The sequence below is a fragment of the Microlunatus panaciterrae genome, from assembly GCF_016907535.1.
In the GTDB taxonomy this organism is placed as follows: Bacteria; Actinomycetota; Actinomycetes; order Propionibacteriales; family Propionibacteriaceae; genus Microlunatus; species Microlunatus panaciterrae.
In genome coordinates this window covers 2,070,408-2,095,765 of sequence record NZ_JAFBCF010000001.1, presented here as the reverse complement: position 1 = coordinate 2,095,765, position 25,358 = coordinate 2,070,408, and the positions used below count along the sequence as shown (strand labels likewise).

Annotated in this window: 19 protein-coding genes; 9 read left to right on the top strand and 10 right to left on the bottom strand. The window is 67.5% G+C overall.

Features of this window, described 5'->3' with window-relative positions; translation table 11 throughout:
• The first annotated feature begins 8 nt into the window (after positions 1-8).
• From JOE57_RS09440 to JOE57_RS09430, 3 genes are all read left to right on the top strand, one after another.
• Positions 9-2,705: a hypothetical protein gene (locus JOE57_RS09440; protein WP_204917455.1), complete on the top strand. Its 2,697-nt coding sequence runs from the start codon at positions 9-11 to the stop codon at positions 2,703-2,705.
• A 64-nt stretch (positions 2,706-2,769) separates the two neighbouring features.
• On the top strand, positions 2,770-3,225 hold the full coding sequence (locus JOE57_RS09435) for a GlcG/HbpS family heme-binding protein (RefSeq protein WP_204917454.1): 456 nt from the start codon (positions 2,770-2,772) through the stop codon (positions 3,223-3,225).
• 107 nt (positions 3,226-3,332) lie between these two features.
• Complete coding sequence (locus JOE57_RS09430; protein ID WP_204917453.1) at positions 3,333-5,528, top strand: malate synthase G; 2,196 nt, start codon at positions 3,333-3,335, stop codon at positions 5,526-5,528.
• A gap of 45 nt (positions 5,529-5,573) precedes the next feature.
• Here the strand turns inward: JOE57_RS09430 and JOE57_RS09425 are convergent, their stop codons facing one another.
• The gene (locus JOE57_RS09425; protein ID WP_204917452.1) at positions 5,574-6,641 is read right to left on the bottom strand and encodes a TolB-like translocation protein; all 1,068 of its coding nucleotides are present in this window, start codon (positions 6,639-6,641) and stop codon (positions 5,574-5,576) included.
• Between the two features lie 33 nt (positions 6,642-6,674).
• On the bottom strand, positions 6,675-9,299 hold the full coding sequence (locus JOE57_RS09420; RefSeq protein WP_204917451.1) for a hypothetical protein: 2,625 nt from the start codon (positions 9,297-9,299) through the stop codon (positions 6,675-6,677).
• Between the two features lie 441 nt (positions 9,300-9,740).
• On the opposite strand from JOE57_RS09420, the gene JOE57_RS09415 reads away from it, so the two are divergent.
• The 5 genes from JOE57_RS09415 to JOE57_RS09395 all read left to right on the top strand — a co-directional run bounded on the left by JOE57_RS09415 (position 9,741) and on the right by JOE57_RS09395 (position 15,499).
• Positions 9,741-11,297, top strand: a complete 1,557-nt coding sequence (locus tag JOE57_RS09415) for an FAD-linked oxidase C-terminal domain-containing protein (RefSeq protein WP_204917450.1) — start codon at positions 9,741-9,743, stop codon at positions 11,295-11,297.
• Positions 11,297-12,568, top strand: coding sequence for an FAD-binding oxidoreductase (locus JOE57_RS09410; protein ID WP_204917449.1), 1,272 nt, complete (start codon positions 11,297-11,299; stop codon positions 12,566-12,568). Before JOE57_RS09415 ends, JOE57_RS09410 begins: the two co-directional genes overlap by 1 nt.
• Positions 12,568-14,022 (top strand): glycolate oxidase subunit GlcF, encoded by a 1,455-nt coding sequence (gene glcF, locus JOE57_RS09405; protein WP_204917448.1) that lies wholly within the window; start codon positions 12,568-12,570, stop codon positions 14,020-14,022. The genes JOE57_RS09410 and glcF overlap by 1 nt, the downstream gene beginning before the upstream one ends.
• An 82-nt stretch (positions 14,023-14,104) precedes the next feature.
• The gene (locus tag JOE57_RS09400) at positions 14,105-14,854 is read left to right on the top strand and encodes an IclR family transcriptional regulator (protein WP_338041235.1); all 750 of its coding nucleotides are present in this window, start codon (positions 14,105-14,107) and stop codon (positions 14,852-14,854) included.
• Positions 14,855-15,031: 177 nt separating this feature from the next.
• Positions 15,032-15,499 carry a nitroreductase/quinone reductase family protein gene (locus tag JOE57_RS09395; protein WP_204917446.1) on the top strand — a complete coding sequence of 156 codons (468 nt, stop codon included), beginning with the start codon at positions 15,032-15,034 and terminating at the stop codon, positions 15,497-15,499.
• A 57-nt stretch (positions 15,500-15,556) separates the two neighbouring features.
• Here JOE57_RS09395 and JOE57_RS09390 read toward each other — a convergent pair whose 3' ends face one another.
• From JOE57_RS09390 to JOE57_RS09360, 7 genes are all read right to left on the bottom strand, one after another.
• A complete protein-coding gene (locus JOE57_RS09390; protein ID WP_204917445.1) occupies positions 15,557-16,321 on the bottom strand; it encodes an ABC transporter permease in 765 nt (254 codons plus the stop codon).
• Entirely contained in the window at positions 16,318-17,112 is a 795-nt protein-coding gene (locus JOE57_RS09385; RefSeq protein WP_204917444.1) for an ABC transporter ATP-binding protein, read from the bottom strand. Before JOE57_RS09385 ends, JOE57_RS09390 begins: the two co-directional genes overlap by 4 nt.
• 24 nt (positions 17,113-17,136) lie before the next feature.
• Positions 17,137-17,502, bottom strand: a complete 366-nt coding sequence (locus JOE57_RS09380) for a DUF1048 domain-containing protein (RefSeq protein ID WP_204917443.1) — start codon at positions 17,500-17,502, stop codon at positions 17,137-17,139.
• Between the two features lie 2 nt (positions 17,503-17,504).
• Positions 17,505-17,855, bottom strand: coding sequence for a PadR family transcriptional regulator (locus tag JOE57_RS09375; RefSeq protein ID WP_204917442.1), 351 nt, complete (start codon positions 17,853-17,855; stop codon positions 17,505-17,507).
• A 188-nt stretch (positions 17,856-18,043) separates the two neighbouring features.
• Positions 18,044-19,624: a serine hydrolase domain-containing protein gene (locus JOE57_RS09370; protein ID WP_204917441.1), complete on the bottom strand. Its 1,581-nt coding sequence runs from the start codon at positions 19,622-19,624 to the stop codon at positions 18,044-18,046.
• A 25-nt stretch (positions 19,625-19,649) separates the two neighbouring features.
• The gene (locus JOE57_RS09365) at positions 19,650-19,817 is read right to left on the bottom strand and encodes an amidase family protein (RefSeq protein ID WP_239578901.1); all 168 of its coding nucleotides are present in this window, start codon (positions 19,815-19,817) and stop codon (positions 19,650-19,652) included.
• Positions 19,818-19,983: 166 nt separating this feature from the next.
• A complete protein-coding gene (locus JOE57_RS09360) occupies positions 19,984-21,435 on the bottom strand; it encodes a serine hydrolase domain-containing protein (RefSeq protein WP_204917439.1) in 1,452 nt (483 codons plus the stop codon).
• 178 nt (positions 21,436-21,613) lie between these two features.
• Here JOE57_RS09360 and JOE57_RS09355 point away from each other — a divergent pair, with 178 nt between their 5' ends.
• On the top strand, positions 21,614-23,017 hold the full coding sequence (locus tag JOE57_RS09355) for a wax ester/triacylglycerol synthase domain-containing protein (RefSeq protein ID WP_204917438.1): 1,404 nt from the start codon (positions 21,614-21,616) through the stop codon (positions 23,015-23,017).
• A 114-nt stretch (positions 23,018-23,131) separates the two neighbouring features.
• Here the strand turns inward: JOE57_RS09355 and JOE57_RS09350 are convergent, their stop codons facing one another.
• On the bottom strand, positions 23,132-25,261 hold the full coding sequence (locus JOE57_RS09350) for a hypothetical protein (protein WP_204917437.1): 2,130 nt from the start codon (positions 25,259-25,261) through the stop codon (positions 23,132-23,134).
• Positions 25,262-25,358: the final 97 nt, after the last annotated feature.

Below are 25,358 nucleotides of genomic sequence, written 5' to 3'. Positions count from 1 at the left end.
GTTTCCGCGTGACTCGGTCCCGGAGGGTATTCGTCGGTTGGGAGCGACCGGTCCCCGTGCACGCCTCCACAGCCTGGGCCATCGACTTCCTCCGGGCGACGGCTCGAAACCGGGGGCTGACCCTCACCGACCACCCTCACGAGGCCGGGCAACGCGTGCTTCTGGCTGCTCCGGGCGGAGCGCTGGCCGCCCAGGTTATGCAGGCGGCAGCCGCCCCCGAACAGCTGCCGGCGGAGTCCTTCGCCATGGCCCGGACCCCAGCCGAGAGCCAGACCCTGGCAATCGTGGTGGCCGACGAAGCGGGCGCCGTCTACGCGTTGACGGAGCTCAGTGACATTCTGCGCTGCAGCGACACACCTGCTACCGCGCTGTCGACCCTGCCGGCGCGCTACGAGCACCCGCATGTCGCGGTCCGCAGTGTCAGCCGCATGTTCTCCTGCCACGCAACGGATTCCGCCTGGTTCCATGACCGCGGGTTCTGGGACGAATATCTCACCGAGCTGGCCGTGCAGCGGTTCAACCGCTTCAGCCTCGGGTTCGGGCTGGCCTACGACTACCTGATCGACAAGCGCGTGACCGACAACTATCTCTGCTTTGTCTACCCCTTCCTTTTCTCGGTGCCCGGGTACGACGTGGCAGTGGCGGGACTCACCGAGGACGAGCGGCAGCGGAACCTGGAGTCTCTGCAGTACATCGCGTCAGCGGCCTCCCTACGTGGTCTCGAGTTCGGCCTCGGTCTGTGGAACCACGCCTACCGACTCGACCCCGTGATCCCGTCGGAGAGGTGGCTGATCTCTGGCCTCGACGCGTCCAACCATGCGACCTACTGCGGCGAGGCGTTGGAGATGCTGTTGCGAGCCTGTCCTGAGATCAGCGCCCTCACCTTCCGGGTGCACTTCGAGGGTGGGGTGCCCGAGCCCACGCACGACTTCTGGCGCGTCGTCACCGCAGCCCTGGACAGGGTGGCACGCCCCATCCGGCTCGACGCGCACGCCAAGGGGGTGAACGACGAACTGCTGGAGGTGTTGGGCAGCCATGATGCGCCGTTCACGCTGTCCACGAAGTACTGGGGAGAGCATATGGGCCTGCCCTATCACCAGGCGTCGATCCGGTCCCGCGAGTTCGGAGTCGGAGGCTCCGCAGCTGAGCACTCCGCCGACGGCCGCGATGGCGCAGCGACCACCCGGCGGCGGAGCTTCACCCGCTACGGGTACGCGGACTACGCCCGCGACGACGCCGAATACCAACTCCTGCACCGAGTTTGGCCGGGCACCCAGCGAGTACTCCTGTGGGGCGACCCAGCCATGGCGGCCGGCATCGGCCGACAGGCCACCTTCGCGGGTTCCCAGGGAATCGAGTGGTTCGAACCTCTCACGTTCCTTGGCCGCAAGGACTCAGCCAGCCGCCCCTTGGAGCAGCAGACGCCCCGAACAGACCGGGACCTCTACCGTGACCCTGAGCTCTCCGGGCCCGGGTCTAGCGGGTGGCAGAAGTATCTCTACACCCTCCGGCTCTGGGGCCGCCTGAGCTATGATCCGGGCGCGGACCCCGAGTCGTGGCGTCGCTACCTCCGCAGCCGGTTCGGAGCCGGCACCGCCGACTGCGAGGCGGCGCTGGGCTTCGCCAGCCGCATCTTGCCGTTGGTCCTGACGGCGCACGCGCCATCAGTGGCGGGGAACGCGTACTGGCCCGAGATGTACACGAACATCCCCCTGGTGGCAGACGAGCACACGGCAGAGAACCCGTTCGCGCCGTTTGGTTGGCAGCCGGACTCACGCTTCGACATGACCCCTCCATATACCTTCGGCAACACCAGCACCCTGGACCCGGAGCTCTTCGCCACCGTCGACGAGTACGTCGACTCGCTGCTGGGTGACGAAGCCACAGCCAAGTACTCGCCGATGGAGGTGGCTGACTGGTTGCAGTTTCTGGCCCAGTCCGCTCTGGACCACCTCAGCTCGGCACGTCAGCTCACCGACCTGAGCGAAGCCTTCCGACGGCTGGCGATCGATGTCGAGATCCTCGCCCACCTCGGCCAGTTCTTCGCCCACAAGTTCCGGGCCGCCGTGGCCTGGCGGTGGCACGAACGGACCGCCCAGGTGGCCGTGCTCGACTCGGCCCTGGCCGAATACCGCTCAGCGCGGGATGCGTGGCAGCAGGCAGCCGACTCGGCGGACGCGTACCAACGCGACCTCCCGTTCGGCCGAGCGCCTTACCAACGTGGTCATTGGGTCGACCGGTTACCAGGCATTGACAGGGATATCGCCGCCTTGACCAGCCATGCCGCAGGTAACGACTGCCTCCGGCACGCCGACCGTCCTGGAGTGGCCACCCGCACTGCGCCCAGGCTCCAGCCTCAGCTGGGCCACGTCCCGCCGCCGGCCTTCAAGAAGGGTGAACGGCTTCAGCTCTCCTTCGCGGCTCCCGCAGGTTCTGACGTGTCCATCCGGGTGCACTACCGGCCGGTGAACCAGGCCGCGTCATGGCTCGTGGCATCGACGGTCGCGGACGGGGACCGGTTCAGCTTGGATATCCCTGCCGACTGCACATCAGGTCCGTACTCCCTTCAATACTTCGTCGAGGTCCGCAGTCCCCACGGGACCGCTCTCTATCCCCGCCTCGACCCGGTTCACCTCTCCAACCAGCCGTACTTCGTGGTGCACGCCGATCCGGCCCTCCGCTGGGGACGCGTGTCACCGCAATGACCTGCGGCTGCCCCACCGGCAGATCGCATCCGGCTCACCACTGACGTCAAGCTAGGAGCACACCATGGCAACAGCGAACACTCCACCGGGCCCGCTCACCCTCGCCCAAGCGAGCCTGATCATCGAGCAAGCCGCCGCGCACGCCATCGAGGAGGCAGTGCCGCCGCTGACCGTGGTGGTGGTGGACCCGTCCGGCCACCTCATCGCCGCCCAGCGACAGGACGGAGCCAGCATGTTCCGGTTCGATGTGGCACTTGGCAAGGCCTGGGCTGCGGTAGCCATGGGTACGTCGAGCCGCGTCCTTGCCGCTCGTGCTGAGGACAACCCCAACTTCTTCGTCTCGTTGGCCGCGACCGGCAGGGGTCGGTTCCTGCCACAACCCGGTGCTGTACTCATCCGCGACCAGGACGGAGCCGTCCTCGGAGCAGCAGGGGCCAGTGGCGGCACCGGCGACCAGGATGAGATGTGCTGTGCCTTCGGCGTGAGCAGGGCGGGGCTGGTCCTCGACCCCTCGGATTGATCGGCTGGCGGGATGCCCGCAGCACCGCAGCATCTCTCGTCCGCCGGAGACGCTCGAGTCGACTGGCCCAAGAACTTGGTGAGCACGCTGGAAGGGAAAGGAAAGAGATGACGGATCGAGTCTCAGTCGGAGGTCTACAGGTGGCCAGGAGCGTGTTCGACTTCCTGACCGAGGAGGTGTTGCCGGACTCGGCCGTGGACGCGGAGGGTTTCTGGGATGACTTCGGGCAGTTGATCGCCGACTTCGCCCCCAGGAACCGGGCGTTGCTCGACCGGCGCGACGAACTGCAGACAAGGATCGACCAGTGGCACCGAGACCACCGGACTGACCTCGATCCACCGGCCTACGTTGCGTTCCTGCGGGAGATCGGCTATCTGGTCCCCGACCCGGGCCCGTTCACGGTCAGCACGGCGAACGTCGATCCCGAGATCAGTGACATCGCCGGGCCGCAGCTGGTGGTCCCGGTCCTGAACGCTCGCTTCACGCTCAACGCAGCGAATGCTCGGTGGGGATCGTTGTACGACGCCCTCTACGGTACCGACGCCATCCCCGCCGAGGACGGATCGAGGCCGCGCAGCGGATACGACCAGGCGCGCGGCGCCAAGGTCGTTGCCGCGGCCCGGGCCTACCTCGACCAGTTCTTCCCTCTGTCAGGCGGCTCCCACGCTGACGCCCAGGCGTACCGGGTAGAGGCAGCACAACTCGTGGTCACACTCGCGGACGGTCGGACCACCGGTTTGGTGGACCAGGCGAAGTTCCGCGGCTACACCGGAGAGCCTGACGCGCCCAGCAGCATCCTGCTGCGCAACCACGGCCTTCACGTCGTTATCCAGATCGACCCTGGGCACTCCATCGGCGCCCGCGACCGTGCCGGCGTGAAGGATATCGTCGTCGAGGCCGCCGTCACCACGATCGTGGACTTCGAGGACTCGGTCGCCGCGGTCGATGCTGAAGACAAGGTGCTGGCCTACCGGAACTGGCTCCGGCTGAACCAAGGAACCCTCAGCGAGGAGGTCACCAAGTCGGGAACCACCTTCATCCGCCGGCTGGCCCCCGATCGCAAATTCACCGCAGGAGACGGCAGCGAGATCAGTCTTCCGGGACGGGCCCTGCTCCTCGTCCGCAACGTGGGGCTGCTGATGACCAGCGACGCCGTCCTTGACGGGGACGGCGCCGAGGTCCCCGAGGGCATCCTGGACGCAGTGATCACGAGCCTCGCGGCCCTGCCGGGACTGAGCGGGGCCAACGAGCTGCGCAACAGCCGCACCGGCTCCATCTACATCGTCAAGCCCAAGATGCACGGCCCCGATGAGGTTGCCTTCGCCAACGAGCTGTTCGGCGCGGTTGAGCGGCTTCTCCGCCTCCAGCCGAACACGATCAAGATGGGCATCATGGACGAGGAGCGGCGCACCAGCGTCAATCTTCGCGCCGCGATCCATGCCGCACGGGAGCGGGTTGCCTTCATCAACACCGGTTTCCTCGACCGCACCGGGGATGAGATTCACACCTCGATGGAAGCCGGGGCGATGGTTCGCAAGGCCGACATGAAGAAACAGGTCTGGATCACGGCTTACGAGGACGCTAACGTCGACGCCGGTCTCTCCACCGGGATGCAGGGCAGAGCACAGATCGGCAAGGGGATGTGGGCCATGCCTGACCTGATGGCCGACATGCTGGAACAGAAGATCGCCCAACCGCAGGCGGGCGCGAACACCGCCTGGGTGCCCTCGCCAACGGCGGCCACTCTGCACGCGCTGCATTATCACCAGGTGGACGTGGCTCAGCGGCAACGTGAGCTTGCCGGACAGAACAGGGCATCGCTTGGTGACCTGCTGACCATCCCGCTGGCTACCGACACCGGCTGGACCGACCACGAGAAGGCCGAGGAGGTCGACAACAACGTCCAGTCGATCCTCGGCTACGTGGTGCGCTGGATCGATCAGGGCATCGGTTGTTCAAAGGTTCCTGACATCCACGAGGTGTCACTGATGGAGGACCGGGCCACCTTGCGGATCTCCAGCCAGCTGCTGGCCAACTGGTTGCGGCACAAGGTGATCACCCCCGAGAGGGTGAGACAGAGTCTGGAGCGGATGGCCGCGGTCGTCGACCGGCAGAACAGTACGGATCCGGCCTATCGGCCGATGGCTCCCGCCTTCGAGTCGAGCATTGCCTTCCAGACCGCCCTCGAGCTGATCATGGCGGGAGCCCGCCAACCGAGCGGGTACACCGAGCCGATCCTGCATCGCCGGCGCCGGGAAGCCAAAGCGGCGATGCGTAGCCTCAGCAGCACCAGCGTTTCTTGACCGTCGGTCCGAGGAGGATGCCCGCGGCTAGACCACCCGGCCCCTCTATCCCCGCCCCATCACGTCGAGGCGGGCCTGCGCACGCGAAGTCGGCGTCTCCCACTCCTGGGACTGGGGCGATCGTCCCCAGGCCTCGAGATCGAGCAGTCCCAGCCCCCGGCCGAAGCCGGCCTCGTCGGCCCGCAGACCGACCATGAATGCCAGCCAACGGCCATCGGGGCTGACGTTGGAGTTGGTCGCCTTCCAGGTGTGGTCGGCCGGCATCGACGTCATCCGGACCCGCTGCTGGGAGCCGTCCAGCTTCAGCTTCCACAGGTCCCGTGGCGGGTAGTACGGAAAGTCGGTGTCGCAGGCGGACTCCAGACAGATGTATTCCCCGTCGGGGAAGATGCCCTCCGGCTCGTTGTGGACCAGTGACTCGGTGATGTAGGTCGTGAACTCGCCGTTGTCCAGCCGGTAGCCCTTGACGACGCAGTTCGGATCGGGTGTGACGCCCATGACGCGCCCCTGCGAGTACTCGGCGAAGATCACCTCGGTGTCGTCGTGTCGGAAGTCCTGCGGTTCGGGGGCCATCCCGCCCCGGGTGCGGTAGAAGACGGTGTCTTGCCCGAGTTCGGGGCCGTCGTCGCCATACACGATCTCGGTGACGTGGCACTCGTGGACGTCGGGTGTACCGATGTTGGGATCGTTGCGCCCGGTCACCGCGTAGGTGATCTTGGGTTCCAAGGTGGACACGCCAGCCCCCTCGGCGATCCTGCGTCCCAGCGGCTTGGGTGGTCGGCGCAGGTTCTTGCCCAGCACCCACAGCTCGGACTCCACGTGCCGGCTGACATCGCGGTCCTTGAACTCGGCCGGACCGATCAGGAGGTAGTCACCGTTGGACAGGATCAACACACGCAGGAAGGAGTGATGGTCGCCGAGATCCCTGGTCAGGTTCCGGACCTGACGGGTGGCCAGGTCGATCTCGCAGACGTCCCCGTAGTTCTGCTCGATGAAGGCGATGCGGCTGCCGTCAGCTGACCAGTACGGCCGCTCCCCGTAGTCCAGCAGCATCTCGTGGAACGGCGGCGGGTCGTCCAAGACGTGGGGGACGTTGGCGCGTTCATTGGGCATGCGAGGTCTCCTTCGGGTCGGGCACGGGGACGGTTATGCGTCCGTCGCTCGCTGGCGGACGACGTGATAGGGCTGGTTGGAAAGGGTCCGGTCCAACCCGGGAACGAGCCAGGCATCGCCAGTCCGGTGATGGACGGTGAAGAAGTACGTGAGGGGATACGCCGAGTCGGTGTAGCAAGCGGGAATGCTCGCAGCTTGGCGCTCCCCGTCGCCGACCATCTCAGTGACGACCCAATCCTCACCCTGGTTGAGATGGCGGTAGTGCAGGGATACGCCGCCTTCAAGAGGCGTCTCGAGCGATACCTCCAGCGGCACCTCTGCGCCGCGGGAGAACGAGTTCGGAGGGCGGTGGTTGACGCCGGGCCGGCTGCTGCGGGGCGGTTGCGGAGGGTAGATGGCTGCAGTTCCCGCGCCGGCACCCGCCTGCTCGGCCTCTGCCTTCAAGGCGTCGAGGTCACTGTCGACTCCAGGAAGCCGGTCAGCCCAGTGACCATGCTCGGAGAGCCGGTTCCCGAACGTGACATCGGACCGATAGACGCCGGTTGTGGTGTCCACGATCCGGGCGAAGGCATCCCGCGCCACCTGGTAGACCGCGACGGCCGCGACCAGGTGTCCCGGCTCCCGCGTGCGCTCATAGAGCGCGTAGGACAAGCCTGCCCGGTTCTTGGCGGCGAAGAAGCGTGCGAGGTTCAGCTGCACCTTGACGTCGACGGCTAGTCGGCGATAGCGGGGATCGTTCTCGTCGGTGATCTTCGCGTCCGCCTCCTCCAGGCTGTCCGCCGCCTCGTCAGCCAGCCTCTCCAGCCACTGCGCGGTCTCCACTGGGGTATAGCGGCCCGAGCACCGACCGGCCAGCAGATCGTCGGCGTGGTCATTGATCCGGTCGAACAGGGTGGGGTCGAACGAGCTGACTCCGCCGAAGGTGGTGGGCTCAGCCGTGTCGAAGGTGTAATGGTCGGAGTGCGCTCCGCCGGCGATCGGCATGTTGACGTACATCTCGGGCCAGTAGCCGTTGTTGGAAGCACCGAGGCCGTGGATCACGGTGACGAGCGGGAGCACTCGGCTGGCGGCGCCCAGTGCGCCCTCGACCGCTGCCGCGGCGTCGCCGAACTCGTGGCGCAGGAACCGGCGCCACGACGACGGGTCAGCATCCGGGTCGTACAGCAGACGACCCCACAGGCGGTAGGTGTAGGAGTACTTCTTCCAGTCGTCCAGGCCCAGCTGCAGAGCAGGGTCGGCGTAGGGATCCCGTTCCCCAGGCTTACCTGAGTTCTTGCGGCCCTTGAAGAACAGCGGTTCACAGAGCTCGACGCCGAGCGCCCCTCCGATCGTGCCGAGGCGCCCATAGCCTGCGGCCAGGACCGGATCGCCCCACAGCAGCAGGCGCTGGGTGCCCGGCCAGATGCGGAAGATCAGATCGAAGTCGCGATCTTCGCGCAGGAAGTCGCCGAACCCGTAACGGGTGAAACGTCGAAGGTGCGCCGTAATCGACCGCAGCCCCGACCCCGGCCCGGGCGTCGCCTTCTCCTTCTCCCGCACGGAGGCCTGATGGTATGGCAGGCCCTGGTGCTCAGCCCAGTACTTGGCGGAGATCACCACGGGGGACCCGGTCTGGCGGGCGACGTCCACCAGACCCTCGTCGACTCCCTTCGCATGCATGTCCAGCTCTACGGGTCGATCGATCGCCGTGACGGCGCTCATCACCGTCCGCCAGAACTCGTGTCCGGGCTCGGGCACCCCGCCCTCGTAGTGAACTCGCAAGGTCAGCCCGTCGATCGAAGGGCAGCTGCGGAGCAGCAGCTCCAAAGCGGCGGCGCTGTACTGAGCGTGGTTCTCCTGCGTCACACCAGAGATCGGGTAGCGAATCTCCGGGCTGTCCATCATCTCGTAGGCGTGATTCCACAGGCCCAACTGGAAGTGGATACCGCGGAGCTTCGCCTCGTCACTGATGTACTTCAGCGTCGCCAGGTTCTGGTCACGTTCCTCGTCCGAGACGCCACCGGCGCGGACGTCGTAGCCCGGGACATCAATCAGGAAAGGGTAGGCGAAACAGAAGTAGTTGTCGATCGAGTCCGGGTCGTGCGAATAGTTGTATTGCATCCCCAGCGCGAGCTGCAGCCGGTTGATCCGGTGGGTAGCCAGTTCGGTGAGGTACTCCTGCCAGAAGTCGTGATCGTAGAACCACGGCTTGTCCTCGACGTCGCTGACAAAGCCCCGCGAAATGCTGCGGATGGGCGTGGCAGGGCTCTGTTCACTGTCGCTCGCCTCCCGCAGGGCCGCCATCGGCTCCTCGGACAGAGCGACGATGTCGGCGAGCTCGAGCAACCCGTACGCCAGGCCACGACCATCGGCGCCGCCTACGGTCAGGACGTCCTGGCCGTCATTCCACCGGTGGATCACGAAGGACTCCGCCGCACTCGGGATAGGGGCGCCGTGCGCCGACAGCTGCTCAGCCACCCGGCTGCCCGGCAGTGCCGCCACGATCCGTAGCGCCGTGCCGGAGCTCTCCTGCTGTGGACCGACGCGCAGACCCGCGGCGGCCAGGACCTCGGCCAGGCGGCCGACCGCCCAGGTGGCGGTCGCGTCTGCGTCGATGTAGTCGTCGGCATTCACCACCACGTCGACGGACCCCGATTCGGCCCGCATCTCTGCGCTCATTGCTTCATCCGTCCCGGCCGCAAGGCCCTTGAATGTCGGTGCTGTCTGGATAGGAACCTGGGAACTCGAGCTGAGCAGAGTCGCGCAGAGCACAATCGATTGGGCCCTTCGCACGCCTGTGCAAAGTCCACGACTGTGAGTCCTGGCGAGTCACCTACCGCCTGCACAGACCCAATATTTCCGTAATCTGGAATATGCGAACCGATATGCGAAACAATAGACTCATGACGGGGCGGAAATCAAGGGGGCAGCTCCCCTGATCGCTGATCATGACGAATGGACCTGAGCGGCGTGGTAACGCCGACCGGGCCTGGGCCTTGACGCCAACGAAGCAATGCGGTTGAGTTTTCACATTAGGGAATAACCTTTCCACCCGGCCTCGTGGGCGACTTGGACTGACCACACCACCAGGTGGCCGACGCCAGAGCGGACGGACCATCGATGAGCGGCACACACGGGACCACCACGACCTCCGGTTCGCGGGTCGAACGGACGCCGCCCGAGCAGACCGCAGTCACCGGCTCCTCCGACTCGCGACCTTGGGCGGTCGCCGCCGTCGCTGCGACGGTGCGTTCCTTACTGCCGCACGACGGGGTGATCACCGACCACGCTCGCTTGCGGACTTACGAGTGCGACGGGCTCGCCCACTACCGCGTCGTCCCGGCGCTCGTCGTATTGCCGGAGACCGCCGAGCAGTTGGCCGCTGTCGTTGGCGCGTGTGCCCGCGAGCGGGTGCCGTTCGTCGCACGCGGATCAGGCACCGGACTTTCGGGCGGTGCGCTCCCCCGAGCCGACGGTGTGCTCGTGGTGACCTCCCGGATGCGGACGGTTCAGCAGGTCCGCTGGCGCGACCAACGCGCGGTCGTGCAGCCCGGTGTCATCAACCTCGAGGTCACCCGGGTGGCGGCGCCGCACGGGTACTACTACGCACCGGATCCATCGAGCCAGCAGATCTGCTCGATCGGCGGGAACGTGGCGGAGAACTCCGGCGGGGCGCACTGCCTGAAGTACGGGTTCACGACCAACCATGTCCTCGGGGTCGAGTTGGTGACGCCGGGCGGTGAGCGCGTGGAAGTCGGTGGGCTGGCTCCGGACGCGCCGGGGTATGACCTGCTCGGCACGATCGTGGGCTCAGAAGGCACACTGGGCGTCGCGACCGCGGTCACCGTCCGGCTGGTTCGGGCACCAGAGGAGGTCCGAACGGTGCTGGCAGGCTTCGCCTCCACCGACGACGCCGGTGCCGCCACATCGGCGATCATTGGAGCCGGTGTGCTCCCCGCCGCCATCGAGATGATGGACGCACTGGCCATCGAGGCCGCCGAGGCCGCGGTGCACTGCGACTACCCGGCGGGCGCTGGCGCCATCCTGCTGGTCGAGCTGGACGGTCCAGCCAGTGAGGTGGCCCACGAATTCGAGGCCGTGACCCAACACTGCCGGGCCCACGGCGCGTTCGAGGTACGGGTCGCGACCGACGCGGTCGAGCGGTCCCTGATCTGGAAGGGCCGGAAGTCCGCCTTTGCCGCCGTGGGTCGGATCAGCCCCGACTACATCGTCCAGGACGGTGTGATCCCGCGAACGTCACTGCCTGAGGTGTTGCGTGCCATCGCCGACCTCTCCGCCACCTCGGGCGTCCGGGTGGCCAACGTCTTCCATGCCGGCGACGGCAACCTGCACCCGCTTGTGCTGTTCGACGAGTCGTTGCCTGGCCAGGGTGAGGAGGCGGAGAAGGTCAGTGGCGCCATCCTCGACCTGTGCATCGCCGCCGGCGGCTCGATCACGGGCGAACACGGCGTGGGCATCGACAAGTCGGCCTACATGCCCAGGATGTTCAACGACGACGACCTCGACACCATGCAGATGGTCCGCTGTGCCTTCGATCCCGACAACATCTCCAACCCGGGCAAGATCTTCCCCACGCCTCGGTTGTGCGGTGAAGTCCCCGGCAAGCACAAGGGGGCTCATCCCCTGAGCGACGCCGGCGTCGCGGAGGTGTTCTGATGGGGAGCAGCTCGGTGACCGGCCCGTCGGCATCGGCGCTGAGCGCCGTCCGCAGTGCCTGCGCGACGGTGCGTGACGCCGACGAGCAAGACGAGGTGGACGGCGTCCGGCCCGCGCTCGTGGCGTACCCGACCTCGACTGAGGAGACCGGCCAGGTGCTGCGGGCGGCCGCAGCGCAGGCCCTGGCCGTCGTACCCCGGGGACGGGGCACGAAGCTGACTTGGGGTCAGCCGCCTTCGCGGGTCGACCTGGTGGTGGATCTCAGCCGGCTGGACCAGGTCATCGACCACGCCCCGGGCGACCTGGTCCTGGTGACCCAGGCCGGTACCCGCCTGGACTCCCTCCAACGGACCGTCGCCGCCGCGGGCCAGCGCCTCGCGCTGGACGAGATGGTGCCGGGTGCCAGCGTCGGGGGAGCGGTCGCGACCTCCACCAGTGGTCCGCACCGTGTCCTCGCCGGTACCGTCCGCGATCTGCTCATCGGCGTCACCCTGGTGCGGGCCGACGGCGTGGTCGCCAGAGCGGGCGGGCGAGTGGTCAAGAACGTTGCGGGCTACGACCTCGGTAAGCTCGTCACCGGCTCCTTCGGCACCCTCGCAGTCGTCACCGAGGCGGTATTCCGCCTGCATCCCCTGCCCTCTGCTCGGCGCTTCGTCACCCTATCCGTCCGCGATGCTGACCAGGCGCACCTTGTGGTGCAGGCGGTCGTCCACGGACAGGTCGTGCCGAGCGCGGTCGAGGTGGACTGGCCGGCCGAGGGCGCAGGCACGATCGCGGTGCTGCTGGAGGGCACCGAGGGCGGCGTCGCGGCCAGGACGAAGTCCATACTCGCCTCCCTCGACAGCTCACCCACCGAAGTTGCCGATCAACCGCCTGGGTGGTGGGCGACCTACCCCTGGTCCGCCGGCGAGGTTGCGCTCAAACTGACGTTCGCGCTCACCGGTCTGCCCGCGGTTCTGTCCGAGCTGCGCGCGGTGGCCCTCGAGGAGGAGGTCCGGGTAACCCTGCGTGGATCCGCCGGCGCGGGAGTCCTGTACGGCGCCATGCCCAGCGAGACAACCCCCGCCGCTGTTGTGCGCGTGGTGCAACGGCTGCGGGCCGCCTGCAGGAGCTGGGGCGGCGCTGTCGTCATCCTCGATGGGCCGGCCGCGGTCAAGCAGGCCATCGACCTCTGGGGGCCCATTGCCGCGATCGACCTGATGCGCCGAGTCAAGGACCAGTTCGATCCCCAGCACCGGCTCTCGCCGGGCCGTTTCGTAGGAGGCATCTGATGGGAGCGACGGAAAGCGGATCGCGGCCTGGATCGGTGGACCTGCCGCCGCCAGTGGTTCGTGGAGCCTTCGACGACCATCACCCGCCAGCTGCGGCCCTGGTCGGCGACTGCGTGCACTGCGGGTTCTGCCTGACGACCTGCCCGACGTTCTCCCTGTGGGGGGAGGAGATGGACTCCCCCAGGGGACGCATCCACCTGATGAAGCAGGGCCTCGAGGGTGAGCCGATGTCGGACTCGATGGTGCAGCACTGGGACGCCTGCCTCGGCTGCATGGCCTGCGTGACCGCTTGTCCTTCCGGCGTGCAGTACGACAAGTTGATCGAGGCGACCCGTTCGCAGGTCGAGCGTAACTATGAGCGGACCCCTGCTGACCGGTTGCTGCGGGCCGTCATCTTCTCGGTGTTCCCCCACCCACGCCGGCTTCGGTCACTGCGAGGGCCGCTCAGGCTGTATCAGCGTCTCGGCCTCGACCGGCTGGTGCGCCGTAGCGGCCTTCTCAACCGCCTGGCGCCCCGGCTCGCTGCGATGGAGGCGCTGACCCCGCGGCTGAGCAAGCCCGAGCGGCTACCCGAGCGGGTGCCCGCGAGTGGTGCCCCTCGGGCGGTGGTGGGCTTGCTCACCGGATGTGTGCAGGGACAGTTCTTCCCAGCTGTCAACGCTGCCACGGCACGTGTGCTGGCGGCGGAGGGCTGCGAGGTCGTTGTGCCCCGGGGCCAGGGATGCTGCGGTGCCCTATCCATCCACAACGGCCGGGAGACCGAAGCGCAGGCTTATGCCCGGAGGACCATAGATCAGTTCGAAGCCGCCGGTGTCACGTTCATCATCGTCAACGCGGCGGGATGCGGGTCCACAATGAAGGAGTACGCCGACCTGCTCGCCGACGACGCCGCGTACGCCCATCGGGCCGCAGTGTTTGCGGCCGCCGTGCGGGACGTCTCGGAGATCCTCTCCGAGCTGGGCCCAGTCGCGCCGCGGCATCCGCTGGAGCTGAGCGTCGCCTACCACGATGCCTGCCACCTGGCGCACGCCCAAGGGATCCGGACCCAGCCTCGGGCGCTCTTGCAGGATGTCCCCGGTCTAGAGCTGCGGGAGATCGCCGACGCCGATCTGTGCTGTGGATCAGCCGGGATCTACAACATCCTCCACCCCGAGCCGGCACGTGAACTCGGTGACCGCAAGGCCGCCAACATCGTGGCCACCGGTGCGTCCCTTCTGGTGACCGCCAACCCCGGCTGCCTCATGCAGGTGGCGGGGAGTCTCGAGCGCGCCGGGTCGCGCCTGGCGATGGCGCACACGATAGAAGTGCTCGACGCCTCCATTCGGGGCCTCCCGACCAGCGCGCTGACAGGCAAGGGCGATCCGGAGCTGTCCACACATGAGCGGAGTCGTTCTGCCTGGCGGTCGCGGCGACGGGGACGACCGACCTCATCACCACCGGCTGGGACCGCATGAAGTGCGCCAGGGTCAAGCTGGCCCCTGGGTTACGTTCAGCCGACAGGCCGTGCTCCCGGACCGAGAAGGGCAGCAGATGGTAGTGGCGAAGCCGGAGGGCGGGGTCCAGTCCGTCGGACGCGCTTTCCATCTACTCGAGCTGATCGCCGAGTCCTCAAGCGACCTGTCGCTGAGCGAGCTGGCGGCCCTGGTCGCCCTGCCAACCCCGACCACCCACCGCTTGCTGAAGACCTTGGTCGCCCTGGGCTATGCGCGCCAACTCTCCACTCGGCGGTACGGCCTGGGCATGGGTTTGGTGCGACTGGGTGAACAGGCGAATATGCAGTTCGCGCCCATGGCCAGGCCTCACCTCGAGAAACTGGCCGAGCGGACGGGCGAGTCGGCCAACATAGCCGTGCTTGAGGGTGACATGGTCGTCTACATCGCCCAGGCACCCTCCCCGCACCCCATGCGCATGTTCACCGAGGTAGGCCACCGTGCTCACACCCACTCCACCGGAGTTGGCAAAGCCATCTTGGCCGAACTCGATCCGGAACGGGTCCGCAAGATTATGGCCAAGACCGGTATGCCGGTCGCGACGGAGCACACCATCACCGACCTGGGCCGCCTTGAGGAGGAACTACGCCGCATCAAGCAGCAGGGTTACGCGATCGATGAGGGAGAGCAGGCCATTGGAGTGCGGTGCTATGCCGTGCCGGTGCTGGGAGTCCCCATCCCGATGGCGCTGTCCATCTCAGGTCCCGAGTTCCGGGTGACGGCCGAGCTCGGCGAGCAGGCGGTACCGCTGTTGAAGAGTGAGGCGCTCGAGCTGGCCGCGAAGTTGAACGGATGAACGTGCTGGACGGTCGGCGGTTCGCTGAGTCGAGAGTCCGAGTGCACCGATGCGGATCCACGGGTCGCTCCGTCGCCGCGACCCTCGAGGTCCACCCGGCCTCACCAGAGCCAACGCAGCGCGGATCCGTCGAACACGGAGTAGCGTCGATGGAGTCGCCGGTGCGGGGAGGAAGAGATGAGCCACAAGGCAACCCAATCGCCGAAGATGCCGCCGCGATGGTTCGTGCACTTCTTCTGGCGCGCTCATCGGTTGCTGTACCGGCTCAGTGGTGGTCGCTTCCTGTGGACCACGTCCAACAAGCGTGGCTGGGGCGCGCTGCGCCTCACGACCATCGGGCGGAAGTCGGGGCAGGAGCGCACCGTCATCCTCGGCTATCTCGAAGACGGGCCCAACCTGATGACGCTGGCGATGAACGGCTGGGACGAGGGTCATCCCGCCTGGTGGCTCAACCTCGAGGCGCACCCGGACGCCGTCGTTCAACTGTCGGGCCAGCACCCGCGCCCGGTGCATGCACGCCAGTCCACAGGGGAGGAACGCGAACGGCTGTGGCGGCGCTGGGCGGCGGTCGATCCGAACCTCGACACCTTCGCTGGCCGGCGGTCGACCACGACGCCGGTGGTCGTCCTCGAACCCCGTGACTGATCCGACGCGGCAGCGCACGACAGGTATGAGAGGTGTGACGGCGAGCAGCGCTCGGACTCAGCTGATCTTGTGACGGTAGATGGCCATCGCGAAGGCGTAGGCGACGACGAGAATGCCGACGAGCCATCCGAGGGCGATCCAGATGTCACTGCCGACGGGGTCCTGGGCGAACAGGGCCCGGATGGTGTTCACGATGGAGGTCACGGGCTGGTGCTCGGCGAACCAGGCGACCGGCCCGGGCATCGAGTCGGTGGGCACGAACGCCGAGCTGATGAACGGCAGGAAGATCAGCGGGTAGCTGAACGCGCTCGCATCGTCAACGGTCTTCGCCGAGAGTCCGGCGATCGCGGCGATCCACGTCAGCGCAAGGGTGAACAGGATCAGAATGCCGGCGACCGCGAGCCAGGCGGCCACGGATGCGCCGGTGCGGAACCCCATGATCATCGCGACGCCGATCACGATGGCGACCGAGACCAGGTTCGCGGCCAGGGAGGTGAGCACGTGTGCCCAGAGCACGCTCGACCGTGCGATCGGCATGGACTGAAAGCGTTCGAAGATGCCGCCCTGCAGGTCCAGGAACAGCCGGTACGCCGTGTAGGCAACGCCGGACGCGATCGTGATCAGCAGGATGCCGGCGAGCATGTAGTTGACGTACGAATCGTCGGATCCGGTGTTGATGGCGCCGCCGAACACGAACACGAACAGCAGCATCAGTGCGATCGGGGTAACCGCGGTGGTGATGATCGTGTCGGGGCTACGGACGATGTGACGCAGCGAGCGACCGGTCAGGACGCCGGTGTCGCTGAGAGCGTGGGCGGTCATCGAGATTCCTTTCGTGCCGGGACCGTGCTGGCACGGACCAGGGCGAGGAACACGTCCTCGAGGGAAGGCTGCTTCTCGACATATTCGACCTTGGCGGGTGGCAGGAGTTGCTTGAGTTCGGTAAGGGTCCCGTTCTGGATGATCATGCCCTGGTGCAGGATCGCGATGCGGTCGGCGAGCTGTTCGGCCTCGTCCAGATACTGCGTCGTCAGCAGCACCGTCGCGCCCTCACTGGCGAGTTGCCTGACGGTCTGCCACACCTCAATGCGCGCCTGGGGATCGAGTCCCGTCGTCGGTTCGTCGAGGAAGATGACCGGCGGGTTCCCGATCAGGCTCATCGCGATGTCGAGTCGGCGTCGCAGGCCGCCCGAGTACGTCGACGCCTTACGGTTGCCGGCTTCGGTGAGCGAGAAGCGGGCGAGCAGCTCGTCGGCGATGGGACCTGGGCTCTTCAGGTGACGCAACCTGGCGACCAGCTCGAGGTTCTCCCGGCCGGTGAGCACTCCATCGACTGCGGCGAACTGGCCGGTCAGGCTGATCGACTCGCGCACGTCGCCGGGCCTCGCTGCGACGTCGAAGCCCTGGATGGTGGCCGTGCCGGCGTCGGCCTTCAGCAGCGTTGACAGGATCCGCACCAGCGTCGTCTTGCCCGCACCGTTCGAACCGAGCAGCGCGAAGATGCTCCCAGCGCTCACATCGAAGTCGACGCCCCGCAGCACCTGCAGGTCTTCGAACGACTTCTCGATCCCCTGCACCCGGATCGCGGGTTGGACGGCCTGGTCGGTGGTCATCTCCGGTTGTCCGTTCTCGGCGTTTCACGCACCGTCGTTGCCGGCTTGATCGATGGCGTCGGTCAGGCGCTTGCGCTCCTTGTTGAGCCACTGGCCGTCCGTGTAGTTCTGGAGGAAGGTGTCTGCGAACTCCACCGGCTCGTCCCCCACGATGTCGCGGATCGGGGTGCCGTCGGCTGCGGCCCGCTCGATCAGGTCGGCGAGGTCCTCGAGCATCTGCATCAGGACATCCCCTTTCACGATCCCTCCCGCGTACATGAAGTAGCGCTCGAGCCCGTCGATCGCCGTTCGGTAACTCGCGGGGAACTGTTCCTTGCGGGCCTTGTACTGGCGCCAGCGCTTCTTGTCCTCGAACGAGCCCGTGATCAACTCGATCCATCGTGTGGCCATGATTACTCTCCCTCTTCCTTCGGGGGTTCGATGTGGTGGTGGAGCTGCTCGATCCGCTCTGCGAGGAACGTCCAGGTCTTCCAGAACTCTTCGAGGTGGTCGCCGCCCAGTGCGTTCAGCGAGTAGACCTTGCGCGGCGGCCCCTTCTCCGACGGGACCTTCGCCACGTCCACGAAGCCGCGCTGCTCGATCCGGACCAGCAGCGCATAGACAGTGCCCTCGACGATGTCGGAGAAGCCCTGTTCGCGCAGCCGCGCAGTGATCTCGTAGCCGTATGCCGGCTGCCCGGCCAGGATCGCGAGGACGATGCCCTCGAGCGTGCCCTTCAGCATCTCGGTCATCTGCTTGCCCATGCACGCCCTACCCTCAACTACTCAGTGTTGCTGACTACCACTAGATAGTAACACTGATTAGTGATCCCGCAAGAGGTTCGCCCGGGGTCGGCTGTCTGGCCCGGGCACGGGGTGCGACCTGGGGCTACGCAGCCCAGAAGATGCCATCTCAGCACGACGAGGTCCTCGACAAGCGACGCCCTGGCGCCTCAGATTCCTTTCGTGGCGAGTCGCTTCGATCGCCGACGGATGACGAATGCACCCGCCGCGCCGACCAGGGCGCCGGTGACCCACGGACGAGGATTGCGGACGTCCGGCCGCTTGACGAGCGACATCCCGTTCAACAGGAGACGGGGCTTCTGACCCCGATCGTCGTGACTACCGGTGAAGACCAGTGGCAGTGTCCCCAGGCCGAGTCCCGAGAGATCGACCCGGAACATCCGCGGATCGTCCGGGTCGTCGGGGTACAGCCGCAGGCCCCGGCGGATCGCGGGGATAGGGTTCAGCGGTTTCAGGGTCAGCTGCCCGCCCCCTGCAGTGACCTCCGCTCCGGCACCGATGAACGCTCTCGTGAACAGGTTGGTGACCGGCCCCGGGTCCGGGCCGTACCAGCCGCAGACCTCGCCCCAGACCTCGGGATGCGTCGGCACGTCGGAGCGGATCGCGTTGTCCGGGAGATCGAGCAGTCGGCGCAGCAGAGCGGTCCCCAGCGGCACCGGGGTCCCGCGGCCGTCCAGGCCGCCCGTGTTGGCGAGGACGACGACCCCGACGTCGTGCTCCGGGGCCAGCGTCATCTGGGAGAGAAACCCGGACACGATCCCGTCATGGCCGATCGTGCGGTGGGCGCCCTCTTGGCCACGCAGGAAGGCCAGGCCCATACCCGGCACCCGTGGGTCGGGCTGGTAGTGCGGGTCGAACATGTACGCCAGCGTCTCGGGTTTCAGGATCCTCCCGTGCTCGTTGGCCCCACCTCGCAGCAGCGCGGCGACGTACCGCGCCAGGTCCGCCGTGCTGGAGTTGGCGGCTCCTCCGCCGATGGCCAACACCTCACGGTCGGCCACCGGCTTGAGCCCGCGCGCCCGGAGCACGTATCCGGTGGCCAGCTGGGAGCGGACCCGGTCGGAGCGGGAGAGGTCGGTGTGCTCCATACCCAGGGGCGCGAACACCTGGTCGCGGAGGTAGTGATCGAGCGGCTGCCCACTGACGTCCTCGACGATCTGGCCCAGGACGGCGAAGCCGTGATTGCTGTACATCCACTTGGTGCCGGGCTCGACCTCGACCGGCAGTCCCCGGTGGTAGTACTCGGCGAGCGAGGGTAAGGACCGCCCGGCCCGGATCCCGGACCCGATGCCGGGCTGGAGCAGATCAGTGAGGCGTCGCCAGTAACCGATCCCGGCGGTGTGCGTGAGCAGGTGACGCAGGGTGACCGGCGAGAGGTTCGCCTTGGTGGGCACCAGGCGAAAGGCACGCAGATACTCGTTGGCGGGCACATCGAGGTCAAGAAGTCCCTGTTCCCACAGCTGCATGACCGCGATCGCGGTGAACGTCTTCGTGATGGACCCGATCCGAAACACCGTGTCTTCGGTGACCGGGGTTCTCGAGAAGACCTCCGCGACTCCGTGCCCGTGGAACCAGGCGAGCCCGTTGCGGTCGACGACACCGACGGCCAGGCCAGCAGAGGGCCATCGGTTCAGCGCCTCCGCAACCATCGGAAGCAGTTCGGCGCCGCCGATTCGACGTGATGCTGGTGCCTCGGTGCTCGGCTTTGACTCCGTATCGAACGCGTCCATCTCTCCCCCTCCTTGGTGCCCTGTGTCAGTGCGGATCGATCGGGGTCAGCACTCCGACCAGGGCCTTGAGCCCCTGGGTGGTCGGCGTTCCGGCGACGTCGATGTTGGCCTTGACCGTGAATGGAACTCCGTGGAACGGCGGCAGTTCGTCGCCGGCCGCGACTGCCCGATCAGCCACCGCCGCGGCTGCCAACGCCTGCTCGGCGAGCCCACCGGCACCGCGTTCACGGTCGGGTTCACCTCAGCGATCCGCTGCAGGTGAACCGCGATGACCTCGTTGCTGGACACCTGACCAGCCCGAATCGCGGCAGCGAGCTCCCCCGCGCCCCAGCGCCACAGTGGCGCCGACTCCATGACGCTCATCCGCTGCCTCCCACGCGTCGTCCGTCTCGCCTCACTGCGGACAAGAGCAGTCCGTCCAGGTGGACCCCGGTCGCCATCCCCCCGGCGTCGCGGCTGAACACCACTCGGGCCGTGCCCAGGCCGTAGCGCGCCAGGTCGAGCCGGAACACGTCCGGGTCCTCGGCGTCGTCGGGGTGCAGCGGCAAACCGCGGAAGAGCGCAGGGATGGGGCTGAGAGCCCGAATGGTGAGTCGGCCGCGCCGGACCCAGACCTCGACGCCCGCGCCGAGCATGGCCCACGCCTGCATGTCAGTCGGTTGGGCACGCGGCTGGTACCAACCGCAGAGGCCGCTCCAGGTCTCCGCTTGAGGGGGGATGTCGTTGCGGATGCCGTCGAGCTCTGCCCCGAGAAGATCCCCGAGCAGGCGCAGCGACTCGGTTGTCAGCCAGGTGGCAGCATTCCTGCCCCCGTTGGTCAGGGCGACCACCCCGACCCCGTCGCCGGGAGCCAGAGCGATCTGCGAATTGAACCCTGGCAGAACTCCCTGGTGCTCGACCACGGGATGCCCGCCGACGTTCGCACGGAGAAACCCGAGCCCGATGCCCGGGATCCGCGGGTCGTTCTGGTGGTGCGCCTCGAACATCATGGCCAGCGTCTCCGGCTTGAGGATTGCTCCACCTGCCGCCGAACCCCCTCCGAGCAGCGCCGCGAGATACCTGACCATGTCTCGCGGGGTGGAGTAGATCGACGACGCCGCTGCGGTGACCCAGGCCCGGTCGGTCACGTGTCGAGGGCCCTTCGATCGCAGTCGGTAGCCGGTGGCGAGGTGCGCTTGGACCCGTTCGGATCGGAGCAGGTCGCTGTCCGCCATGCCGAGCGGTTCGAAGATGAACTGGCGCAGATACAGGTGCAACGGCAGTCCGCTGACGTCTTCGACCACCTGTCCGAGGGTGGCGAACCCGTGGTCGGAATAGGTCCAGATCGTGCCCGGCTCGACCGCAAGGCGCAGCCCTCCCGAGTAGTAGTCGGCGAGGGTGGGCAGCCGTTGATCGACCGCGAAGCTCTCCCCGAACCAACCACTGCTGACCATGCGTGACGGACGCACCCATTCAGGCACCCCCGCTGTGTGGGTCAGCAGGTGTCGCAGAGTCGCTGGCCGCCAGCCGCGATGCCCCGAGACGAGCTGGAAGGATCGAAGGTAGGCGTTGGCCGGACGGTCCAGGTCGAGTAGACCCTGCTCCCACAGCTGCATGACGGCCACCGCAGTGAACGTCTTCGAGATCGAAGCAATCCTGAAGACGGTGTCCTCGGTCACCGGCTGCTTGGAGGCGATGTCTGCATACCCCTGGGCCTGGAAGGCGTTGGCGACTCCAGGCCCCGTCACTGCGACAGCCAGCCCGACGGCGGGGCACCGGTTGAGGATCCGGTCAACCCTTTCCTGCACCCTGAGCTGAGTGTCGTCGACCATGCGAGCCTCTCGAGAACCACCGCTGGCGGCCTTCGGCCTCCGCTGAAGCCAGTGCCTGACTCGACCCTCCTGCCTGCCGGGTGGTCGACGCAGGAGGCTTTGTGCCTCACCGCCCCGGGTCAGAAGACCCTAGCCGGCCCTCCGTCGGACGGCGACGCTGACGAGGGAGGTGGCGATCATGGACAGACTCAGTGCCGATGACCGGCTCGTCCTCTGGTCCGATCACACCTGGCCGCAGGACATCGGCGCCCTCGTATTCCTCGAAGGCGGCCAACTCGTCGACACCGACGGGCGACTGCGCATCGAGGCGTTGCGGGAGGCGCTCGAGCGCCGACTGCACCTGCTGCCACGCCTTCGTCAGGTGCTGTACGTCCCCGGTCGCGGGCTCGGTCGGCCGCTGTGGTTGGACGCCCCCGCGTTCGACCTGGCCCAGCATGTCCACGCCCTCGCGGTGCCGTCGCCGGGTGATGACGAGCAGGTGCTGCGTACGGTCGCCGAGGTGCGACGGTCCCGCCTGGACCCCTCACGGCCGCTGTGGGCGATGTGGTTCCTCACCGGGCTGACACATGGACGGGTCGGCCTCTTCATCCGCCTGCACCACGTCATGGGAGACGGCATGGCCGGGGTGGCCAGCCTGGCCGTACTGCTGGACACGACTACCGAGGTTGGGCCGCCACCGCCGGCCCCCAGATGGGCTCCGTCGCCATGGCCGTCCAGATCCGCGCTGCTGATCGACAACCTGGTCCACGTCGGCCATGAGGCGGTTCAGGTGCTGGTCTCCATCAGGCATCTGGTCAGGACGGTTCGGCGAGTTCTCGCCGCCTGGCCCACGTTGCACCAACTTCTCGCCGCCGAGCCGGGACCGAACACCAGCCTCAACCGGTTGATCGGTCCGGACCGCAGCCTGGACCTGCTGAGCAGTCGCCTGCCCCCGCTGATTCAGGTCGCGCACAGGCACGGCGCCACGGTCAACGACGTGCTGCTCACGGTGATCGCCGGCGGGCTACGAGGGTTGTTGGCCGGCCGTGGGGAGCTGGCTGAAGGTATGTCGATGCCGATCTACGTCCCCGTGTCGCTTCGCGGAACCGGCCCGGACGCGAGCGATCACCCGGGCGGAAACCTCATCGCCCAGATCGTTGTACCGGTTCCGTTGGCGGACGTGAACCCTGCAACCAGGCTGAGGCTGATCGCGGAGCAGACCAGAAGGTGCAAGTCTCAGCCCCATCCTGCGCTGGGCTCGATGTTTCGCAGTCGGCTCCTCAGTGGTGTGATGCTCAAGTCAGTCGCTCGACGTCGCGTCAACGTCCTCAGCGCAGACCTGCCCGGGCCCAGGGATCCTCTGTTCTTCTGCGGCGCGCGGGTCCTCGGGGTGTTCCCCCTGCTGAACCTCATCGGGAACGTCTCGCTCGGCGTGGGAGCGATGTCCTACGCCGGACGGCTGTGCCTGCTGGTGACCGCCGACGCGGACGCCTACCCCGATCTACATGTCTTCACCGACAGCGCTCGCCGCGAGCTCGATGCACTCCTCCAGGGAGTCAGCACGGTCTCCTCGGAGATGCACCATCCCACCGCGGACGTCTGAGCCACCCTGTGCATCGCTCTTCGACAGGCTCAGAGCGCGTGGGGGGCTGAGCTCGTTGACCAGGTACGTGCCCTTCGTCTCGCCATCCCTCTCGGCCGAAGCGCGACGCCGGAGTCACCACCCGGCGAAGGACCCCGCTGCGCGGGACAGGACGGCAGCCGGCAGACCGTTGATGAAACCATCACGCTGGGCCTTGGCCCCCGGCCCGGGGAAGTGCCGCACGACCTGGTACCGCGAGGCCAGGGCAACCACCCACGGGTCGCGCAGATTGCCTGCGGCGTCGAAGGCGGCCTGGCCCGACACGGCCGTGGTGGTGTTTACGGCGTCAGTGATGTCCCCGGTGACCAGCCCCGGCGCATTGATGTGGTGGTCCAGCACCAGTGCCGCCCCGTACTGGGTGGTGAAGAGGTCGGCGGCCGTGTAGCGCGGCAGCGGGCCGCCACCCAGCGGGGCAGGCGTGCCGGGAATGAGAAAGTCCCCGGTGTCGCGCAGGATGCGGTCGAAGCGCTTGTTCGCAGTCTGCATCTCGGCGACGCAATAGGCGACCGAGGTACGTGCCGCGAGTCGCGCCCTCGCCCCCCATTCCGCGGTGAAGACCCGCGCCCCCGCCGGACCGCTGCCTTTGAAGAACGCGAACCGGGGTCCGATGTTGGCCGCCGTCGACTGGTGCATCCTGACCCTGCCATTCAGGACAAGCTCATAGAGCGTGGCATACAGAGGGAAATGATCAACCGGGGCGGCAGGCAGCGCGAGCGGATCGGCGGTCACGGCCGGATCCGCCCACGGGTTCGCGGCCGCCAACGCGGCGGCCGATGGCACCGGAGTGGCTGCAGCCTCCAGCGCGCCCCAGATCTGGGGATACAGCCGGTACAGCCCGAAGTGCAGGTCGTACTGATCCGGGGCCAGTCCACGGAAGTGCTCCCAGAGCACGTTGGCCTCGGTGTTGACGTGTTCGGTCCACTGCTGCAGGCCGGTGGAGAGCATGCCCCGGTCCCGGAGCCGTGCGGCATCCAGCCGGCCCTCGTTGGGGGCGATCGCGACCACGATCTGCGACCGGGCATCGAGCCGCGGGTCCCCCGCGGGATTGATCTCGACCTGATGGGCGGCGACGAAGGCCGCCGGCAACACCCGGCCGATGTGGGCCGGGCCGGTGTAGCCGTCATACACGCCGGTGTTCCCGGCACTCAACTGGCGACCGAGCACCACCTGCTGGTTGTTACCGGCGGCCTCGATCGCCGTCTCGGACCCGGCGGGCGCGTTGGCCGCGGCGAAGTTGACGTTGGCCGCCGGCAACGGAGCCTCCCGCGGCGTGATCGACGGGCCGGCGACCAGCGGGCTCTGCCAGGTGTCGAGGACCGGCGGCACGGTCGCGGCCAGCCCGAGGGCTGTGGCCAACAACCGGCGGCCGCGAAGCAGGCTGTCCCGCGGGTCGCCCACCAGGGTTGCGGCATCGACCGACTCGACGGCGAACCACAGCCGCCGCAGCACCGCGTTGCCAGCCGTGGTGCTGGCCAACAGCTGGGCCTGATGGTTGACCAGCGAGTCGACCAGTTCCAGCGCCAGCGGCACCTCCTCGGCGGCCCGCAGGCGCCGCACCTGGTCGAACAGTTCGTAGGCGAAGAACACCGGCTCGTAGGGGTTCCGCAGCGCACGCGCGGCCAGCGCGATCCCGAGATCACTGGCGTCGGCAACGGCCGCCAGGTCGGCGGCGACCTCGGCGCGCAGCGCATCCGGGTCAGGAATCAGCAGTGGCCCGACCACCCCGGCCGGCAGCACGATCGTTGGCGGCACCTGAGCCCAGTCCCGGATCGTCTCCAGGTTGGTGACCCACTCCCCGGTGTCCTCGTCGATCTCGATCGGCAGCGGCATCCGGAAGCCGACCTTCAGCACGTCGGTCGGGGTGTTGGTCAGGTGCGTGGCGCTGTAGGTCTGCAGTGCCGCCCCGACCGTGCCTCGATCGGGGATCGGGGCTGCGGTCGTACGGGTGGTGATCGTGGCCAGCAGATCGGTCAGCTCGGCGACGACACCGCCGAGTGTCGCACCCGGGCCGAGGATGAAGCTGACCCGGGGACGCAAACTGGAGTCGGTGGTGAGGTCGCCCCGGAGGTGGGCCAGCACACCCTCGACCAACGGCGGTCTTGGCGCCGGTGGGGTGGGCGGCACTGGCCATCGCAACAGATTACGGGCGGTCCCCGGCACTTTGGCGAGGCCCAGCGCGGCCAGGATGTCGTCGACGATGGTCACGAGCACCTCCTCGATCAACCTGCCGACCAGTATGTACCCGACCGGGCCACACCGACAGAGCCCAGCACCGAGCAAGCGTGCATGGATCGATGACGAG

Coding starts and splice junctions, on each gene's coding strand:
- JOE57_RS09390 (WP_204917445.1), bottom strand. CDS start 16,321: ATGACCGCCCACGCTCTCAGCGACACCGGCGTCCTGACCGGTCGCTCG.
- JOE57_RS09410 (WP_204917449.1), top strand. CDS start 11,297: ATGGGGAGCAGCTCGGTGACCGGCCCGTCGGCATCGGCGCTGAGCGCC.
- JOE57_RS09430 (WP_204917453.1), top strand. CDS start 3,333: ATGACGGATCGAGTCTCAGTCGGAGGTCTACAGGTGGCCAGGAGCGTG.
- JOE57_RS09375 (WP_204917442.1), bottom strand. CDS start 17,855: ATGGGCAAGCAGATGACCGAGATGCTGAAGGGCACGCTCGAGGGCATC.
- JOE57_RS09360 (WP_204917439.1), bottom strand. CDS start 21,435: ATGGTCGACGACACTCAGCTCAGGGTGCAGGAAAGGGTTGACCGGATC.
- JOE57_RS09415 (WP_204917450.1), top strand. CDS start 9,741: ATGAGCGGCACACACGGGACCACCACGACCTCCGGTTCGCGGGTCGAA.
- JOE57_RS09380 (WP_204917443.1), bottom strand. CDS start 17,502: ATGGCCACACGATGGATCGAGTTGATCACGGGCTCGTTCGAGGACAAG.
- glcF (WP_204917448.1), top strand. CDS start 12,568: ATGGGAGCGACGGAAAGCGGATCGCGGCCTGGATCGGTGGACCTGCCG.
- JOE57_RS09355 (WP_204917438.1), top strand. CDS start 21,614: ATGGACAGACTCAGTGCCGATGACCGGCTCGTCCTCTGGTCCGATCAC.
- JOE57_RS09425 (WP_204917452.1), bottom strand. CDS start 6,641: ATGCCCAATGAACGCGCCAACGTCCCCCACGTCTTGGACGACCCGCCG.
- JOE57_RS09435 (WP_204917454.1), top strand. CDS start 2,770: ATGGCAACAGCGAACACTCCACCGGGCCCGCTCACCCTCGCCCAAGCG.
- JOE57_RS09385 (WP_204917444.1), bottom strand. CDS start 17,112: ATGACCACCGACCAGGCCGTCCAACCCGCGATCCGGGTGCAGGGGATC.
- JOE57_RS09370 (WP_204917441.1), bottom strand. CDS start 19,624: ATGGACGCGTTCGATACGGAGTCAAAGCCGAGCACCGAGGCACCAGCA.
- JOE57_RS09420 (WP_204917451.1), bottom strand. CDS start 9,299: ATGAGCGCAGAGATGCGGGCCGAATCGGGGTCCGTCGACGTGGTGGTG.
- JOE57_RS09395 (WP_204917446.1), top strand. CDS start 15,032: ATGAGCCACAAGGCAACCCAATCGCCGAAGATGCCGCCGCGATGGTTC.